General features: G+C 57.8%; 10 protein-coding genes. All 10 read right to left on the reverse strand.

The annotated features are described in order from the left end of the window. Positions 1-129 precede the first annotated feature (129 nt). Entirely contained in the window at positions 130-1,875 is a 1,746-nt protein-coding gene (locus F7P80_RS05310; RefSeq protein WP_151043267.1) for a hypothetical protein, read from the reverse strand. 67 nt (positions 1,876-1,942) lie between these two features. Next, entirely contained in the window at positions 1,943-3,895 is a 1,953-nt protein-coding gene (locus F7P80_RS05315; RefSeq protein ID WP_151043269.1) for a coiled-coil domain-containing protein, read from the reverse strand. A gap of 383 nt (positions 3,896-4,278) precedes the next feature. Then, entirely contained in the window at positions 4,279-6,066 is a 1,788-nt protein-coding gene (locus tag F7P80_RS05320; protein ID WP_249041385.1) for a polysaccharide biosynthesis/export family protein, read from the reverse strand. A gap of 142 nt (positions 6,067-6,208) precedes the next feature. Continuing rightward, positions 6,209-7,333, reverse strand: a complete 1,125-nt coding sequence (locus tag F7P80_RS05325) for a KpsE/RkpR family capsule polysaccharide export protein (protein ID WP_211371994.1) — start codon at positions 7,331-7,333, stop codon at positions 6,209-6,211. Continuing rightward, complete coding sequence (locus tag F7P80_RS05330; protein WP_151043271.1) at positions 7,330-8,004, reverse strand: ABC transporter ATP-binding protein; 675 nt, start codon at positions 8,002-8,004, stop codon at positions 7,330-7,332. Before F7P80_RS05330 ends, F7P80_RS05325 begins: the two co-directional genes overlap by 4 nt. Beyond that, positions 8,001-8,774 carry an ABC transporter permease gene (locus tag F7P80_RS05335; RefSeq protein WP_151043273.1) on the reverse strand — a complete coding sequence of 258 codons (774 nt, stop codon included), beginning with the start codon at positions 8,772-8,774 and terminating at the stop codon, positions 8,001-8,003. The genes F7P80_RS05330 and F7P80_RS05335 overlap by 4 nt, the downstream gene beginning before the upstream one ends. Positions 8,775-9,635: 861 nt before the next feature. After that, positions 9,636-11,090 (reverse strand): cardiolipin synthase, encoded by a 1,455-nt coding sequence (gene cls, locus F7P80_RS05340; RefSeq protein WP_151043275.1) that lies wholly within the window; start codon positions 11,088-11,090, stop codon positions 9,636-9,638. Positions 11,091-11,209: 119 nt separating this feature from the next. Continuing rightward, positions 11,210-13,534: an ATP-dependent Clp protease ATP-binding subunit ClpA gene (gene clpA / locus F7P80_RS05345; RefSeq protein ID WP_151043277.1), complete on the reverse strand. Its 2,325-nt coding sequence runs from the start codon at positions 13,532-13,534 to the stop codon at positions 11,210-11,212. 62 nt (positions 13,535-13,596) lie between these two features. Further along, positions 13,597-13,956: an ATP-dependent Clp protease adapter ClpS gene (gene clpS / locus F7P80_RS05350; protein WP_151043279.1), complete on the reverse strand. Its 360-nt coding sequence runs from the start codon at positions 13,954-13,956 to the stop codon at positions 13,597-13,599. 122 nt (positions 13,957-14,078) lie between these two features. Next, positions 14,079-17,624: a DNA polymerase III subunit alpha gene (dnaE, locus tag F7P80_RS05355; protein WP_151043281.1), complete on the reverse strand. Its 3,546-nt coding sequence runs from the start codon at positions 17,622-17,624 to the stop codon at positions 14,079-14,081. Between the last annotated feature and the right edge of the window lie 214 nt (positions 17,625-17,838).

A 17,838-nucleotide genomic window follows, 5' to 3' on the forward strand; every position in this document is an offset into this window, starting at 1 on the left:
GGCCCGTGGCCGTTTGCTGAAAAACAGCCAATCCAAGCCTGGTGTGGGTGCATAAAAAGCAAGATGCCCGCGAAACGCGGGCATCTTGAGTGCCAGGGGCAAGGGAACATCACACTCGTTCAAGCACTATCACGCTTGAAATCGAGTTATGCAGAGGTTCCCTAACTCGTTCTTGACTTTTGTTTCCGAGGCATTGACTACCCTTTGCAAGCCCTCTTTGGTTTCAGACAGATTGCTTTGCAGCAATTTCGAGAAGACTTCTGTCTGAGCCTTGACACCGGCATCGATCTGGCCCGCCAGGACTTTGCCAATCCGTTCTCCAAGAGAGCTTTCCAGCTGCTGCTGAAATTCTTTGAACTGTTTCTCCTGAACTTCATTTTTTTGAAGTGCTGTCGAAACGACCTTCAGTTGCTCGATCTGCACCTGGCGCTCCTGCGCCAGCTTGGCTTGCTCGTCACGTGCCTTGGTGAGCTGCTCCAGTTGTTGCGCTCGCTCCTGTGACTGCTTTTCTGCTGCAGTCTTGGTCTGGGTCAGTTGCTCGATCTGAGCATGGCGCTCCTGCGCCAGTTGGGCTTGCTCATCGCGTGCCTTGCCAAGCTGCTCCAGCTGCTGGGCTCGCTCCTGAGATTGCGCCTCCACAATCAGCTTGGCTTGGGTCAGTTGCTCCAGTTGTTGCACTAGCTCCTGTGACTGCTTTTCGGCAGCAGCAAGTGCTGTCGAAACGACCTTCAGTTGCTCGATCTGCACCTGGCGCTCCTGCGCCAGCTTGGCTTGCTCATCACGTGCTTTGGTGAGCTGCTCCAGTTGTTGCACTCGCTCCTGTGACTGCTTTTCTGCTGCGGTCTTGGCCTGGGTCAGTTGCTCGATCTGAGCATGGCGCTCCTGCGCCAGTTGGGCTTGCTCATCGCGTGCCTTGCCAAGCTGCTCCAACTGCTGGGCTCGCTCCTGAGATTGCGCCTCCACAATCAGCTTGGCCTGAGCCAGTTGCTGCGTCTGGCTCAGGCGCTCCTGTGCCAGCCTGCTCTGCTTCTCAAGCGCCTGGCCCAGTTGCTCCAGTTGCTCAGCTAGCTCCTGCGAGCGCTTTTCGGCAGCAGCTTTAGTCTGGGTCAGTTGCCCGGCCTGAGCCTGAAGCTCCTGCAACAACTTCGCCTGTTCTTCGCCATTGAGACGCAGCTTTTGGCACTCGCTTTGATGTACATGCAAGGCCGCCCGTGCATCTCGCACAAACAAGGCATACCCAATGCCCGGATGGCGAGTGGCTTCGACTGCAGTCTGCACCATGCCTTTTTGTTGAAGAAACTCTGCCACCTCTTCAAGACTTGTGCCGTCTGGCATTGCGTGCATTTCGCCCAGCAAGACTCTTGCAATGACTACATCCACCAGATCCAGCTTGCTGGAGGCTCGCAACAGAGCCCCTGCAGGCAGGCAGTCAATGACCAGCCAATGTCCTTTACCCATTGGCTGCTCGGCGTCTTCGCTCAGGTCGCTAAACAAGGCGTCCAAGGTAATGGCACTCAGCTCTTTGACCTCTTCCGTTTGCAGATTGGGCCAAAGACTCAAAAGCGATCGAGGCTCCAGCAGACCACTTTCCTGCTGACTGTTGGTCACGAAAAAGGAAGCCGTGCCCTGTTGAGCCGCAACCACGGTATTGCGTATTTCACAATGTTGAGCACGTTCACCCAACAAGTCCAAGGTGCGCTGCAAGATCGAATATTGCAGAGGCTCCGCCTCGATCAACGTCACCTTGGACTTGCTGGCTTGATGCACCAGCCATTGCGCCCAAATGCCCTTGCCGTTACCTGCCCCCACCAGGGCGATATTTCTGGGGGGCATCAGTACGTTCAAATGCTCCAGCCAGGGGATGATGGTATTCATTGGGCTACTCATAAAAATTCTGCCGTTTCAGCCAAACTCAGTGGCTGCGATTTGTGCATGCAAAGCTTCAGTGCGACTGGCGATCTTTTTTGTATGCCTTCACCTCCGCATACAAGCTCCAAGGCAGGGAAATCCGGCCACCCAATGTTTTGGTATTGGTCAACAGACGCGCTCCCAAGCGGTAGGAAAGGTGCTGCTTGATCAACTCCGCCTCATGCGCATCCTGATATTGGGCAATGGGTGGCAGTTGCTGGTCCTTGCCCGCTGCTTGATCCTGCCTGAAACGCTTGGTCTCGGCACTCAAGGCAAATGGCATGTTCAACCAACCGCCAATACTGCGCGATTGCCTGATCATGGTCGCACCCAGCCGGTAAGCAAGTTGTTGCTTCACCCTGTCTGCAGCACCGTAATAGACCTTGGACTGAGCAGCAATGCCCTTGGCTTTGAGCTGATGGTTTTCAAGGTAATAACGCTCCAGCTCTTCTTGAACTTTGTGCAGTTGGCCTAAAAGTAGCTCGTTTTCTTCTTGCAGCTCGGCAGAAGCAGACTTGGCCACGGCCTGCTGCAACTCTTTTTTGAGCTGTGCTTCTGTTTGCTGCAGCTTGGCGGCCTTTTCTTGAGCAGCCTTCAGGTCTGCCTGCAGCTTCTGGGCAGCAGCTTCTGTTTGCTGCAGCTTGGCAGCCTTTTCTTGAGCAGCCTTCAGGTCTGCCTGCAGCTTCTGGGCAGCAGCTTCAGCTTGCTGCAGCTTGGCGGCCTTTTCTTGAGCAGCCTTCAGGTCTGCCTGCAGCTTCTGGGCAGCAGCTTCAGCTTGCTGCAGCTTGGAGGCCTGCTCTTGGGCGGACTTTAAGACCGCTTGCAGCTTGGGAATCTCAGCCAGTTTTTTGGCTTGCTCCTGGGATTGCAGATAGCAGCTTTCCAGCTCTTCTTGCACTTTGTGCAACTGTTCTAGAAGCAGCGCATTTTCTTCTTCTGCGTTTTTAAGCTGTACTTGCACTGCTTGTTTGGCGGTAGCCTCTGAATCGGTCAGTGCCTGCTCCTGAGCGTGCTGTTGTTGCAGCGTTTGCAGTTGCTGCTGTAGGTCTGCCACACGCTGAGTGTTACGGCTGTGTTGCAGCTGTGCAGCTGCAAAACTGACCCATGCCTGCTGCAATGCAGCAGCATCTGCCGCAGGTGCTGACATGGCGACGTTGGTCAATGGCAGGTTGGCGGCGGCTTGCATCTCTTCATACAGCTGCAATGCGTCAGCCTGCGTGTGTACCAGCTGTTCAATCAGCCAGTTGGCCAAGCCATCTGTGCTGGGTTGGGTGGTGGCAGATGGCTGGGTTTGTAGTTCTGTGCTGGCCAGTTGGCTGATGGGCTGTTCTGCTGTGTCAACAGGCTCTTCTGATGCGGTGCTCTGGCCTGCCGCTAACTCCAGTGGCGCGGCTACGCGCTGGTTAATTTGCTGCACATAGCTTTGGGCAGACTGCGCCACTTGCTTGGCATGTACCAAGAAGCTGCGCTCTGGGTTGCGCAGGTGGAATTGCAGCAGAGCCTCGTTATAGGCAACCCAGCTTTGCACTTTGGCGTTAATGCTTTCAGGCGATACATCTGTGCCACTTTGCAGGCATTGCTGGTAGATGTTGTGAAGATCGTCATACACCAGCATGAACACGGTGTGCTCACTTTGCTGTTGCCAGAAGTCCAGCAGGTGTACGGCTTGCGGGTCTAGCCAGGCCCACAGGGGCTGCTCCATATTGCCCAGCACCAGGTCCAGCACCAGGCTTTGCCACATGGGGGATGCTTCCACGCTTTCAATGTTTGTGGGCACTTGCCCTTCATGCCATTGCAGGCCGTGGGCTTTGAGCAATGTTTCAGTCAGTGCCTGGGCAGAAAGCTGTTCACGGCGCGAGGGCAAGGCTTCCTGCACGCCAGCGGCTTTCAGCAGTTCAAACACTTGCTGCGCCTGTGCGCTGGGGTGGGCCACCACCAGTATGTGGTTGGCTGCGGCTTTTTTTACGGTTTTTTTAGTTTTGCTCATTGTCATTCTGGGCTGCTGCGCTACGGGGGTAGATGCCGTAGCGGGGGCTGCTGCCTGCTGCGCAGGCATGGGCTGCAAGCCGGTATGGGTGCGCGGTTGCGTTATGCCTGCCTGAGCATGTGCTTGGGCAGACTGTGGTTGCATTTTTTTGCTGCGTTTTCTGCGCTGGTCTTTGTGCGGGCCAGTTGGCGCAGCGCCCTGCTTGGCTTGCGCTTGGGTTTTGTTCTTTTTTTGGCCCACTGACAGGGGGTGTTGGGTTCGCTCCATTTTTGTCTCTGTAATAGGGTTGGGCGGGAGAAATGCTTGAAAGAGAAAAACCGTGGCACTCAAAGCCGGGCAAACGAAAGCCTTGCTTTTAGTACTGAAGGCAAGGCTTTACATATTTACCAACTGCCAAAGACCACCTTGGCGCTGACGGCGATCTGGTAGAGGATTTGCGTCATGTCTTTCCAGAACTGGCGCTTTTTCTCATCCACCTTCGGTAGCACCAGAATCTGGTCACCCGGCTGAATATTGGTATTGGCAAACAGGCGCTTGGGGTTGACCTGTTCAAAAGAGCCATCACGGCGGGCCACCACTACGCGGGCGTTGTCTGCCATCTGGGTAAAACCACCGGCGCGGTCGATATAGCCTTCCAGGCTCAGGTTGTTTTCATAGGCCACGGCGTTGGGGAAGAGCACTTCACCGCTGACCAGCACAATGTCGTCCTTGCGGGGAATGCGGATGACGTCTCCGTTTTCCAGCAAGATGCTGTTCAGCTGGCTGGCCTTGGCAATTTGCACCTGGCCAATGGGCTCAATTTTTTTGGCGCGCTCTACCCATTGCAGGGCCAGGTCTGCCTCTTCGGTGCGCAGGCGGGCTTCTTCGCTGCTGCCGCTGCGGGCGGTGAGCAGGCTCATTTCCAGGTTGTGCAGGCTGGTTTGCAGCATTTCGCGCTGGCGCTGCTTCACGCTTTCGCGGAAAAGCTGCACGCTTTGCATGTCTGAGTGCTGGCGCGGCTGTATGCGCTGCAGCAGTTCACCCATGGGGGTGCCATAGGGCAACACGTATTCCTGGGCGCTGTCGTGCTCGCCTTCCACGCGCACGGTGATGGTGCCGGGCTTTTTGTCAGCGGTAAATTCCAGCTCGTCACCATCACTCAAGGCGATGGCTTCAGCGTCTGTCAGCGGGTAGTACTCCACATTGCGCAGGCTGCCGGTGTTGCGCACCACGCGCACGTGGGTGGCCAGTGGCAGGGGCTTGGCCAGCTTCATGAGCTGCGCCACGGTTTGCTGCTCGCCCTTGAATTCAAAGCGCTTGGCGTTGACCACCAGGCCTTTCACGCTGATGCGCTTGCCGTTGGCGGGTACAAAAATCACATCACCATCTGCCAACTGCACCATGGGAATGGTGCCTTGCAGCAAAAAGTCATACAGGTTGAGCGTAGCTTTGACATGCTCACCGCGCTTGACCTGCACCTGCAGGTAGCTGCCGCGCTCAGGGTCAACACCACCGGCAATGTCCAGGTAGTGGAGCACGCTGTCCATACTGGTGCCGTTGTACAGGCCGGGGCGGTTGACATTGCCGCCTACAAATACACGCACAGGCTGGGCGGCGGCCAGCGTGGCGTAGCTGCTCACGTTATTGCGGAATGCCTTGCGCACGGCGGTCTGCACCACGGTTTGCAGTTCATGGTTGCGCACGCTCAGCACCGGCACGGGGCCTACGTGGGGCAAAAAGATGTTGCCACGCGGGTCTACGGTAAGTGTTTGCTCAAAATTGAACGCCCCCCACAGGCGGACCTGAATCTGGTCCCCAATGGCGATGGCGTAGTCTGGGTTGAACTGCATGGCCCCGGGCGCGCTGAAGGCGCCGGTAAACAGCTGGGCACCAAATACATCACTGGCCTGGTTGCGCAGGTGGTCTTCCGTCAGCAAGGCGCTGGGGGGCATGGGTTTGCTGGCAGGAGTGGTGTTAGCCATTGCTGGGTAGCCCAACATGGCTGCGGCTTGTGGGTCTGCAGGGGTGCTTGGCTGCTGCCTGCTGGCAGAGGCTGAAGCAGCGTGGGCCGTATTGCTGCCGCCCATCAGCGCTTCATAAGCCAATTGCGCATGGGCGGTTTGCAAACCAAGGGCAAGGCCAACAGCGGCCAGCCAGTGCCAACGCTGCGTGCAGCGCTTGACTGCTTGCATAAAAGGAGTGCTTTGCACTGGTGCAATGCCGCTTTGCGGGTGAAATGTATGTGAATGCAAGATTTTATCAGCGCTAGCAGCTACAAAAAAAGTAGTTTTATTGGTCAGCTTGTTCATGGTGCGAGTGGTCATACGCTGCGCCTCAGTCTTTGTGGTCACGAACAATGGCCAGCAGCAAGCTGATCACGCCCGCAACCAGCAAGATCACTACCACCCAGACGGTGGTGGTGTACAGGCGGCGTGGCTCTGTGGCCTCCTGAGGCAGATTGGGCTGCTGCAGTACCGAGACTTTTTTCAGGGTGCGGGTGGCTTCCAGTCTGCCCTGCTCCAGCGCAGTGATGGCGGTTTTGTACATATCCAGCGCAAACTGGGCCTGCAGTTCCAGCTGGGCGTAGGCTTCTGCCGTGCGGTTCAAGGTTTTGCCACCGGGGGCGGCCAGCTTGGTCTGTTCTTGCTCAATCTGTTTTTCCAGTGCTTTGATGCGCTGGTTCAGCAAGACGATGTTGGGGTGGTCTTCCACCAGATAAGCCTGCAGGGCACTGCGCTGGGCTTGCAGGTCTGCCAACTGGCCTTGCAGGTTGCCGATGATGGAGGCCACCACCTGGGCAGCGGCTTCAGGCGATATCAGGCGCTTGCTTTCCTGAAAGCGCAGCAGCTCCTGCCGGGTGCTTTGCACTTTGTCATGCAGCAGCTGCACTTGCTGCGAGAGAAAGTCCACCTGGTCCTGCGCAATGGCATGGGCCAGCTGGTTCATAAAGCGCTCACCCTCTTTAAGCAGGGCCTGGTTGATGCGCTGGGCAATCTCAGGCTCATAGGCCTGGGCTTTGAGCACAAGCACGCCTGCAAACTCATCAAACTCCACGGCTACGCGGCGCAGGTAGTAGTTGTAAAAGCTTTCACGGCTGGCTTCTGCACCCCACAGGCGTGAGAACCAGTCGCCCTGCCCGGCAAAGTGCTGGCGTAGGTGCAGTTGCTCGTCGAGCTTTTCAGCCATGTCGGGTGAGCGCAGGTGCTCACGCAGCAGCAGCTGGTCGGTGCGGTTGCCGCCAGAGGCGCCAGAGATCAGGCTGCCCAGGTCGATCTGGCTGCCACTGTGCAAATTGGTGCTTTGAATGATGAGGCGCGATTCAGACACATAGCGGTCTGAGGCAATGCCTAGCCAGTAAATGGCACTGCATGCGCAGGCAATGGCCGTGACTGCACGCAGCGGTTTTTTGCGTAGCCACTGCAGGCTGCGCGTGGTGAGAGAGGCAATGGCAATGGTCATGATCGGGAAAGAGAGATGCTGTCGTGGTAGGCGCGGATGGCGTCGTCAATCTGGTCAAACCAGTGCGCTGTGCCATTATGCAGCCAGATGCCTGCCTGGCAAAAGTCTTTAAGCGTTTTTTCGCTGTGCGAGACCATGATCAGGCTGGCTTTGCCCACTTTGTCTTTAAATGCCTTGGCGGCTTTTTGCTGAAATTGCTTATCACCCGTGGCTGTCACTTCGTCTGAGATATACACATCAAAATCAAAAGCCAGTGACAGGCCAAACTGCAGGCGTGACTTCATGCCTGAGGAATAAGTGCGCACGGGGCGGTCAAAGGCTTCACCAATTTCGGCAAAGGCCTGTACCTGCTCCACAATGCGAGGAATCTCATCTTCCAGCCCATGAATGCGCGCCACAAACTTGGCGTTCTGGCGGCCGGTGAGGCTGTGCTGAATACCGCCACCAAAACCCATGGGCCAGGAGACATTGCAGTGGCGAATGACTTCGCCTTTGGTGGGATAGTCCACGCCACCAATAATGCGCAGCAAGGTGGATTTACCAGCCCCGTTACCACCGACCAGGCCCACGCTACAGCCGGTGGGAATATTCAGGTTCACGCCGGTAAGCACCCAGGGGCCCATGCCATGGTCGGTGAAATAGCGCTTATGTACGTCAATCACTTCAATCATTGCATCACCAAGCGCTGGGTATAGCGGCGAAACAGGGCCAAGCCCATGAAGTTCAACACCAGTGCACAGCCATAGGCATAGCCTACGTCTAGCCCGGTGACAGCATGGTAGTAAGGTGCAAAGCCAAGGCGCGCAGCCTCAATGGCGTGGGCGAGGGGGTTGTAAAGCAGCCAGTCCAGATAAGGCTGCTGCACCATAGACAGAGGGAAGATGACGTCAGAGATCATCATCAGCGGCATCATGATGAAGCCAATAATGCGCTCCAGCTCTGGCACCAGCTTGATGAGTACGGCAAAGCACATGCCCAGGCCCAGGCCGCACAACCAGGCGAGCAAAAAGGCTTCCAGCACCAGCAATGGCGCAGCGGGCAAGGCCATCCAGCCAAAAATTCCGCCCACAGCAAAAACCGCTGTACTGATGACGAGCATGGTGACGCCTTCAAGCACGGCGCGGACCAAGGCAACATCAGACGGGCGTACTTGGCGATAGGCAAACAATGCAGAGTTGGCGTCTACGGCGTTCTGGACTTGAGACACCGTACGTTTGAACGTCATGAACACCAGCATGCCGATGGCAATCCACAGCGGCGTTTCTATGCCACCGATATGCCGCACGCGGATGACGGTAAAGATCAAGACCAGCCAGAGGATATTGACCACTGGCTCCAACACGACCCAGCCCCACGCAAACCGGGAGCTGAACATTCTGACCAATGCCTCTCGTAGAAACAGTGCTTTCCAGACAGCCGCTGCTCTTTGAAGGTTATTCATGGAAAACAAAAGTTCAGCCGTTTGGCTGAACTTTTTTAGGTTGTGAAAAAAGCGTTCGCACCATATCACAAAATGTATTGGTAACCTATCACAGACAAGGTTGTTAACAAAGTGTTTGCAAGCTTGCATGGAATTCACCAAGTGCGCCTTAAATGGATTGCTCCCCCACTGGATTCCCCTCCTGCTTTGTGCTAGCTTTTTCTGCTTCTCCCTCGGGCATTCACCCCTTCCCCCTCTGGGGGAAGGCAGGGATGGGGGCCGTGCATGGCCTTAAGCACGGGCAAGTGGTGTGGGCTACGCCTGGCTGGCCCCCACCCTCACCCTCCCCCAGCGGGGGAGGGAAAGAATCACCCTCACCCCTGCCCTCTCCCACAAGTGGGAGAGGGAGTACACACAGGCGATGGTCAGGCAGGTAGTGGGGATGCATTGGGTTGCCCCTCACCCTCCCCCAGCGGGGGAGGGAATGCTTTTCCCTCTCCCGTTTACGGGAGAGGGTCAGGGTGAGGGTGCTCCTTCCACCAGCCCATCTTTGTTCCGTCCCCTCTGGCTTCCTCTCCTTCCCCCTCTGGGGGAAGGCAGGGATGGGGGCCGGGCATGACCCTGAATATGAGCAGGTGAAGCAGCAAATATCAGGCTGGCCCCCACCCTAGCCCTCCCCCAAAGGGGGAGGGAAAGAATCACCCTCACCCCTGCCCTCTCCCACAAGTGGGAGAGGGAGTACACACAGGCGATGGTCAGGCAGGTAGTGGGGATGCATTGGGTTGCCCCACACCCTCACCCTCCCCCAGCGGGGGAGGGAATGCTTTTTCCCTCTCCCGCTTGCGGGAGAGGGTCAGGGTGAGGGTACAAAGGAAACACCCCTCAAAGCAGCGGCGACATCAGCCGCGCAATGGAGTCTCCTAGGCGTTGCAGGAAAGGCTGTGGACGGGCGTACATGACACGGTGGGCATGCTGCAGGTCTGCCATGAACTGCTGCTCCAGATCTGTGGCAAAAGCACGGCCATAGATGACTGCGCAGACTTCATAGTTCAGGCGAAAGCTGCGGTTGTCAAAATTGGCGGTGCCGATGATGCCCATCCAGTCATCGACCACCATGGTCTTGGAGTGCAGCATGCTCTTGCGGTATTCGAACACCTTGACGCCACTTTTGATCAGCTCATCAAAGTAGGAGCGCGCCGCTGCGGTGACGATGCGTGAGTCTGATTTTTCCGGCACCAGCAGCCGCACATCCACACCACGCAGAGCAGCGTTGGTCAGCGCCAGCATGGCTGCTTCCGTGGGCACGAAATAAGGCGTCGTCAGCCACAGGCGCTCATGCGCGGCATGAATGGCAGCCACGTGCACGCGGTGAATGGCTTCCATACTGCTATCTGGCCCAGATGCCATGATTTGCACGGCCTGATCGCCATCCGGCATATCGGGCAGCAAAACGTCCAGATCGGTAGGTTCCTGGTTGGTGCTGTAGTCCAGCGCATAGGCCCAATCCTCGAGAAACACGGTCTGCAGCCAGTTGACCACCGGGCCATGCAGGCGCACATGCACGTCGTGATAGGCCTCGGGCAAGATGCGCTGGTTTTCTTCGTCAGTGATGTTGACGCCGCCCGTAAAGCCGATGTCACCGTCAACCACCACAATCTTGCGGTGGGTGCGAAAGTTGATGACCGGCCGTGTGCGCCGCCCCAGCCGGGTCGGGTGGAACAGTGCCACTTCACCACCTGCGGCTTCCAGCTCTCGGTAGTGCCTGCGACTCAGCCTTTTGGAGCCCAGTGCATCGACCAGCAGACGCACCCTTACCCCTTCGCGCGCCTTGGTGCACAGCAGGGCCAGCAGGGCCTGCCCGGTCTGATCGGGCTCAAAGATGTAGTACTCCAGATGCACATGGTGCTGCGCCTGGCGTACGGCAGCCATGATGCTGTCAAAAGTTGCTGCGCCGCCCACCAGCAGCTGCACCTTGTCGGCTGTACTGAGCGGCAGATTACTGGATGCACTGACCAGCTTGACCAGCTGGTGCAGGTTGGCAGGCGCCGTGGGCACTTTGTCTTTCAGACGCGCAATGCTGGCACGCACGCGGGAGCGGCGGCGACTGCGCAGGCGCTTGAGGCGCTGGCGTTTCAGACGCTGGGGGCCGAAAAAGTAATAGACCCCGACCCCGACCACAGGAATCACGGCCATGGACAGCAGCCAGCTGAGTGTGGCGACCGGCGCGCGGCGCTGGAGCAAGATCCAGACCGCCACAACCACCACGTACAGCGACCACAGCACGGACAGAGCCAGCATCACATGATCACGCGTGAACCACTGTGCAATTGCCTCCACCACCGCTCCTCAACGAAATATCGAATTGCCGCGAATGTATCCCGTACGACATGGCTTGGCGCACATGCCCATAAAAAAACCGACAGCCTGGTGAGCTGTCGGTTGGCGTAGCAAAGCGCTTAGTCTGACGTTGCCGTGTGTTCTGGCTCAGATGCTGCCTCTGGCAGTGGCGTGATGTCCAGCACCACATCGCCCTTGCCTTCGTTGGCATCGGGGTTCCAGTCCACTTCGAGGCGACCGCCATCGACCAAACGGCCAAACAGCAGTTCGTCAGCCAGTGAGCGGCGGATGGTGTCCTGAATCAGACGCTGCATGGGGCGAGCGCCCATGGCGGGATCGAAGCCCTTGGCTGCCAGGTGCTTGCGCAGCTTGTCGGTAAAGGTGACTTCCACCTTCTTTTCGGCCAGCTGCTGCTCCAGCTGCAGCAGGAACTTGTCCACCACGCGCAGGATGATCTGCTCGTCCAGCGGCTTGAAGCTGACGATGGCATCCAGACGGTTGCGGAACTCAGGCGTGAACAGGCGCTTGATGTCTGCCATTTCGTCGCCCGCCTGCTTCTGGGTGGTAAAGCCCATCACAGACTTTTGCATGGTCTCGGCACCCGCGTTCGTGGTCATGATGATGATCACGTTACGGAAGTCGGCCTTGCGCCCGTTGTTATCCGTCAGCGTGCCGTGGTCCATGACCTGCAGCAGCACGTTGAAGATGTCTGGGTGCGCTTTTTCGATTTCATCGAGCAGCAGCACGGCGTGCGGCTTCTTGGTGACAGCTTCGGTCAGCAGACCGCCCTGGTCGTAGCCCACATAGCCGGGAGGCGCGCCAATCAGGCGGCTGACCGCATGGCGCTCCATGTACTCAGACATGTCAAAGCGGATCAGGTCCACGCCCAGAATGTAGGCCAGCTGCTTGGCTGCCTCGGTCTTGCCCACGCCTGTAGGGCCGCTGAACAGGAAGGAGCCAATCGGCTTGTCAGGCTTGCCCAGGCCGGAGCGCGCCATCTTGACGGCAGAGGCCAGCACTTCCAGCGCCTTGTCCTGACCGAAAACCACGCTCTTGAGGTCACGCTCCAGGGTTTGCAGCTTGCTGCGGTCGTCATTAGAGACATTCGCAGGGGGAATGCGCGCCATCTTGGCAACGATTTCCTCAATCTCGGTGCGGCCCACCACTGCCTTGCGATCGGCCTCGGGCTTGACGCGCTGGGCTGCGCCCGCTTCGTCAATCACGTCAATGGCCTTGTCAGGCAGGTGACGGTCGTTGATGTACTTGGCAGACAGCTGTGCTGCTGCTTCCAGCGCTTCTGTGGAATAGCTGATGCTGTGGTGCTCTTCAAAGCGAGGCTTCAGACCCTTGAGGATTTCAATGGTCTCAGGCACGGTGGGCTCCACCACATCCACTTTCTGGAAACGGCGCGACAGGGCAGCGTCTTTTTCAAAGATGCCACGGTATTCCGTGAATGTGGTCGCCCCGATGCACTTGAGCTGACCGCTGGACAGCGCAGGCTTGATCAGGTTGGAAGCATCGAGCGTGCCGCCAGACGCAGCACCCGCACCGATCAGGGTGTGAATTTCGTCAATGAACAGCACGGCATTGGGCTTGTCCTTGAGCGTCTTGAGCACGCCCTTGAGGCGCTGCTCAAAGTCACCGCGGTACTTGGTGCCTGCCAGCAGTGCACCCATGTCCAGCGAATACACCACGGCGTCCTTGAGCACCTCAGGCACCGTGCCTTCGGTGATGCGCCATGCCAGGCCTTCTGCAATGGCCGTTTTACCAACGCCTGCTTCACCCACCAGCAGCGGGTTGTTCTTGCGGCGGCGGCACAGGATCTGGATGGTGCGTTCGACTTCGTAGTCGCGACCGATCAGAGGATCGATCTTGCCTTCCTTGGCGGCCTGGTTCAGGTTGAGCGTGTACTGCTCCAGCGGCGAGGCTTTTTCATTGCGCTCACCACCCATGCTCACTTCTTCGCTGTCCATCTGCGCCTCGGCCTTGCCAGCCTCTGGCGGATCGCTCTTGCGAATACCGTGTGCGATGTAGTTGACCACGTCCAGACGTGTGACACCCTGCTGGTGCAGGTAGTACACGGCGTGGGAATCTTTCTCGCCAAAGATAGCGACCAGCACGTTGGCGCCGGTGACTTCCTTCTTGCCATTGCCTGTGGACTGCACATGCATGATGGCGCGCTGAATCACACGCTGAAAGCCCAGCGTGGGTTGTGTGTCCACCTCTTCCGTACCAGCCACCTGTGGGGTGTTGTCCCGGATGAAGTTGCTCAGCGAGGAACGCAGATCTTCGATGTTGGCGGAGCAGGCACGCAGCACATCAGAAGCGCTGGGGTTGTCCAGCAGGGCGTGCAGCAGGTGCTCCACCGTGATGAACTCGTGGCGCTGCTGTCGCGCCTCGACAAAAGCCATGTGCAAGCTGACTTCCAGTTCTTGGGCAATCATGTACGAACTCCTTTGTGCTTGCGGTTAATAAGACTGATGTGATAGGTCGGGGCGAACACCATTTATTCAATAGGCTCACATACTGCCTGCAGGGGGTGTCCTGCCTGCTGGGCGGCCTGCAAGACCTGCTCTACCTTGGTCGTCGCAATATCTCGTGAATAGACGCCGCATACGCCGCGCCCGTCCAGATGGATTTCGAGCATGATCTGGGTAGCCTGTTCCCTATCTTTACCGAAATATTCTTGCAGGACCACGATCACAAACTCCATGGGGGTGAAATCGTCATTGAGCATGACCACCTGGTACATCGGCGGCGGAGCCAGCTTGTGAACCTGGCGCTCCAGGACGACCTGGTTGCCATCTTCTTCATGAGGAGCTTGCTCGGGCAATGATGGACGAATAGGTGATTGGGGGGTAGCCATGAATTTCATTCTAGTGATCGTCCCTCTGTCATTTTTCATACTGCGAGGTGGGATCGAAAAGGGCAGTTTCAAGAAACATCATGTAGGACGCCCGGGTGACAGGCATCCAACACTTCGTATTTTCAGCTATTGCGCCAGACCAGCTGACAGGCTGTGCTGCCAGTTTCTGCGCGCCAGGCAGCGAGTGCCGCATCACTGGGGTAGAAGCGGTTGTGCTCGCCCAGGTCCAGCTCAACCAATGCCGCATCTTCGCCGCTTTGGCAGCGAACCTCCATGCGAACGCGCAGGCCGCGCACTACATCGCCTTCGGCATCCGACACCACCTTGGCCGGGAACTCACGCAGAATGCGCTGTACGTGAGGCAACTGCTGCTTGGCGTCAATCTGCAGATAGCGTGCAAACAGGCAGCGTGCATCGGCCAGGCTGAAGACTTTCTGCGCTTTCAGACGCAGGCCACCGCTGAAGTGGTCGTGCTGCGCTCTGGCGCTGAGCACGACAAATTCGTCATCCTTGAGCAGATCGCTGTTGGCCAGCAAGGTGGCTTCATCAATCGATGCTTCGAGCACGGTGCTCTTGTCATCGAGCTTGAACAGGCACAGCTTGCCGCGCTGACCGTTGATGACGCGCAGGTCGCTCACAATGCCCGCCACCAGCTGTGGCTCACGGCTGTCACCCAGTTCACTCAGCGGCGTGCGGATGAACTGGCGCACTTCGTGCTCCACCTCATCAAACAGGTGGCCCGAGATGTAGAAGCCAATCGCCTGCTTTTCCTGCGTCAGGCGCTCCTTGACGGTCCATGGCAGCACATTGGCCAGGGGTGGCTCCTGGCTGCTGGAGCCTTGAGCATCATCACCCATCATGTCGAACAGGCCGCCCTGATTGGCATTGACGATCTGGGCATTGCCATATTCAAAGGCCGTGTCAATCGACGCGGCCAGCGCAGCACGGTCCAGGTGAATGCTGTCAAAAGCGCCAGCCTTGATCAGCGCTTCCACGGTGCGCTTGTTGATCTTGCTGCGGTCTACGCGCGAGCAGAAGTCAAACAGGCTCTTGAAGGGCCCCTTGACATGCCCGTCCGGCCCCACGCCCTGCCCTTCACGGGCAGCGATGATGGCCTCAATCGCCTGCTGACCGGTGCCCTTGACCGCACCCAGCCCGTAGCGGATGACCTTGTCTGTCACCGGCTCAAAGCGGTAGACACCGCGATTGACATCCGGCAGCTCAAAGCTCATACCCATCTTGATGGCATCTTCAAAGAGCACCTTGAGCTTGTCGGTGTTGTCCATTTCCACGGTCATGTTCCCGCAGTAGAACTCTGCCGTGTAGTGCACCTTCAGCCACGCCGTGTGATAAGCCAGCAGCGAGTAAGCAGCCGCGTGCGACTTGTTAAAGCCGTAGCCCGCGAACTTTTCCATCAGGTCAAAGACCTCATCGGCCTTTTCCTGGCTGATGCCCTGCTTGGCCGCACCCTCACGGAAGATGGCGCGGTGCTTGACCATCTCCTCGACCTTTTTCTTGCCCATGGCACGGCGCAGCAAGTCAGCGCCACCGAGCGAGTAGCCACCCAGCACCTGGGCGGTCTGCATCACCTGCTCCTGGTAGACCATGATGCCGTAGGTCTCTGCCAGCACCTTTTCCACCAGAGGGTGTGGATATTCAATCTCTTCGCGCCCGTGCTTACGGGCCACGAAAGAAGGAATCAGGTCCATAGGCCCCGGACGGTACAAGGCGTTCAGGGCAATCAGATCTTCCAGGCGCGAAGGCTTGGCGTCCCGCAGCATGCCCTGCATGCCGCGCGATTCAAACTGGAACACGGCCTCGGTCTTGCCCTCCTGGAAGAGCTTGTAGGTCGGGTAGTCATCCAGCGGAATTTCTTCAAAGCGGAAGTTCTCCTGGCCTTTGTGGCGCTTCATGATGAATTCGCGCGCAATTTCCAGGATGGTCAGCGTGGCAAGCCCCAAGAAGTCGAACTTCACCAGACCAATCTGCTCCACGTCGTCCTTGTCGAACATGGCCACTGCCGATTCGCTGCCCGGCTGCTGGTACATGGGGCAAAAGTCCGTGATCTTGCCCGGGGCAATCACCACACCACCCGCGTGCATGCCGATGTTGCGCGTGAGGCCCTCGAGCTTTTGCGCCATCTCGATGAGCAGCTTGACGTCTTCTTCCTGCTCAATGCGCTGCGCCAGAATAGGCTCCGCCTCAATCGCGTAGGTGTACTTGTCGCCCTCTTTCTTGGGGTTGGGCGGGTACTTCAGCGTGACGTGCAGGCCCGGCTTGTTGGGAATGAGCTTGGAGATGCCGTCACAGAAGTTGTAGCTCAGGTCCAGCACACGGCCCACGTCACGAATCACCGCCCGTGCCGCCATGGTGCCGAAGGTGGCAATCTGGCTCACGGCATTGCGGCCGTAGCGCTCCTTCACATAGTCAATCACGCGGTCACGGTTGGCCTGACAGAAGTCCACGTCAAAGTCAGGCATGGACACACGCTCTGGGTTCAGAAAGCGTTCGAACAGCAGGTTGTAGTAGAGCGGGTCCAGATCCGTAATCTTGAGCACATAGGCCACCAGCGAACCTGCACCAGAGCCACGGCCTGGCCCCACAGGGCAGCCATTGTTCTTGGCCCAGTTAATAAAGTCCGCCACGATCAGGAAGTAGCCCGGAAAGCCCATCTTCAAGATGATGCCCAGCTCAAACTCCAGCCGCTCCACATACTCTGGCCGCTTGCGGTTGCGCTCTGCCACATCCGGGAACAGCAAGGCCAGACGGTGTTCCAGCCCCTCATACGAGGCATGGCGGAAATACTGCTGCTCTGTCATCCCCTCGGGAATGGGGAATTCAGGCAGGTAGTACGTACCCAGCTTGAGCTGGACGCTGCAGCGACGCGCAATTTCCAGCGTGTTCTCAATGGCAGAAGGAATATCGGCAAACAAGGCCTCCATCTGCGCACTGCTCTTGAAATACTGCTCCTGCGTGAAGCGTCGCACCCGCTTGGGGTTGGCCAGCACTTCACCTTCGGCAATACACACTCGCGTTTCGTGCGCTTCAAAGTCGCTAGGCTTGACAAACTGGATGGGGTGCGTTGCCACCACAGGCAAGTTCATGCGTGCTGCCAGCTGCACCGTCTGTATCACCAGACGCTCATCATCTGGCCGCCCTGCACGCTGCAGCTCCAGATAAAAGCGGTGGGGGAATGTGCTGGCCAGCTGCAAGGCCGCATCTGCTGCACCCTGGCTATCGCCGCGCAGCAGCAACTGCCCTATCGGGCCTGCATTGGCACCAGACAGCAGCAGCAGGCCTTCACCCAGCTCACGCAGCCATTCCCATTTGAACAAGGGCTGTGCCTGCCCCTTGGGCACATTGCTTGTCCACCCACGCGCCAGAATTTCGGACAGATTCAAAAAGCCCTGATGACTTTGCACCAGCAGCAATACACGGCCTGCGACGTCTCCGCCCCAGGCTTCCATATTCAGCTCAGCCCCCAGCAAGGGCTTCACGCCCTTACCCCGCCCTGCCTTGTAGAACTTCAGGGCCCCGAACATATTGTTCAGGTCGGTGAGCGCCAGTGCTGGCTGGCCATCAGCGGCAGCCGCGCTGATGACATCATTGATACGACACGTTCCATCAATGACGGAAAACTCGGTGTGCAAGCGCAAGTGAACAAACATCCAAGCATTGTAGAAACACCGCGCACACCGCACGCCCAATTCATTGCATGTCCTCACCAGACTGAGGCTGGCGCTGCGTGCATACAGTCACCTGAGGTACTTACGGGAACGCGCCACGGACCTATACAATGCAAGACCACTGCAGAGTGCTCTTGGCTTTGAGAGCGCGTCTGATCCTTCTGGAACCTTATGACAACCTCAGTCCGAAAGCTGT

It is taken from the genome of Comamonas kerstersii (assembly GCF_008801935.1).
Classification (GTDB): Bacteria; Pseudomonadota; Gammaproteobacteria; order Burkholderiales; family Burkholderiaceae_C; genus Comamonas; species Comamonas kerstersii.

Bases quoted from the DNA above. Each gene is read 5' to 3' on its own strand.
- F7P80_RS05330 (WP_151043271.1), bottom strand. From the start codon at position 8,004: ATGATTGAAGTGATTGACGTACATAAGCGCTATTTCACCGACCATGGC.
- F7P80_RS05315 (WP_151043269.1), bottom strand. From the start codon at position 3,895: ATGAGCAAAACTAAAAAAACCGTAAAAAAAGCCGCAGCCAACCACATA.
- clpS (WP_151043279.1), bottom strand. From the start codon at position 13,956: ATGGCTACCCCCCAATCACCTATTCGTCCATCATTGCCCGAGCAAGCT.
- F7P80_RS05325 (WP_211371994.1), bottom strand. From the start codon at position 7,333: ATGACCATTGCCATTGCCTCTCTCACCACGCGCAGCCTGCAGTGGCTA.
- dnaE (WP_151043281.1), bottom strand. From the start codon at position 17,624: ATGTTTGTTCACTTGCGCTTGCACACCGAGTTTTCCGTCATTGATGGA.
- F7P80_RS05335 (WP_151043273.1), bottom strand. From the start codon at position 8,774: ATGAATAACCTTCAAAGAGCAGCGGCTGTCTGGAAAGCACTGTTTCTA.
- clpA (WP_151043277.1), bottom strand. From the start codon at position 13,534: ATGATTGCCCAAGAACTGGAAGTCAGCTTGCACATGGCTTTTGTCGAG.
- F7P80_RS05320 (WP_249041385.1), bottom strand. From the start codon at position 6,066: ATGCAAGCAGTCAAGCGCTGCACGCAGCGTTGGCACTGGCTGGCCGCT.
- F7P80_RS05310 (WP_151043267.1), bottom strand. From the start codon at position 1,875: ATGAATACCATCATCCCCTGGCTGGAGCATTTGAACGTACTGATGCCC.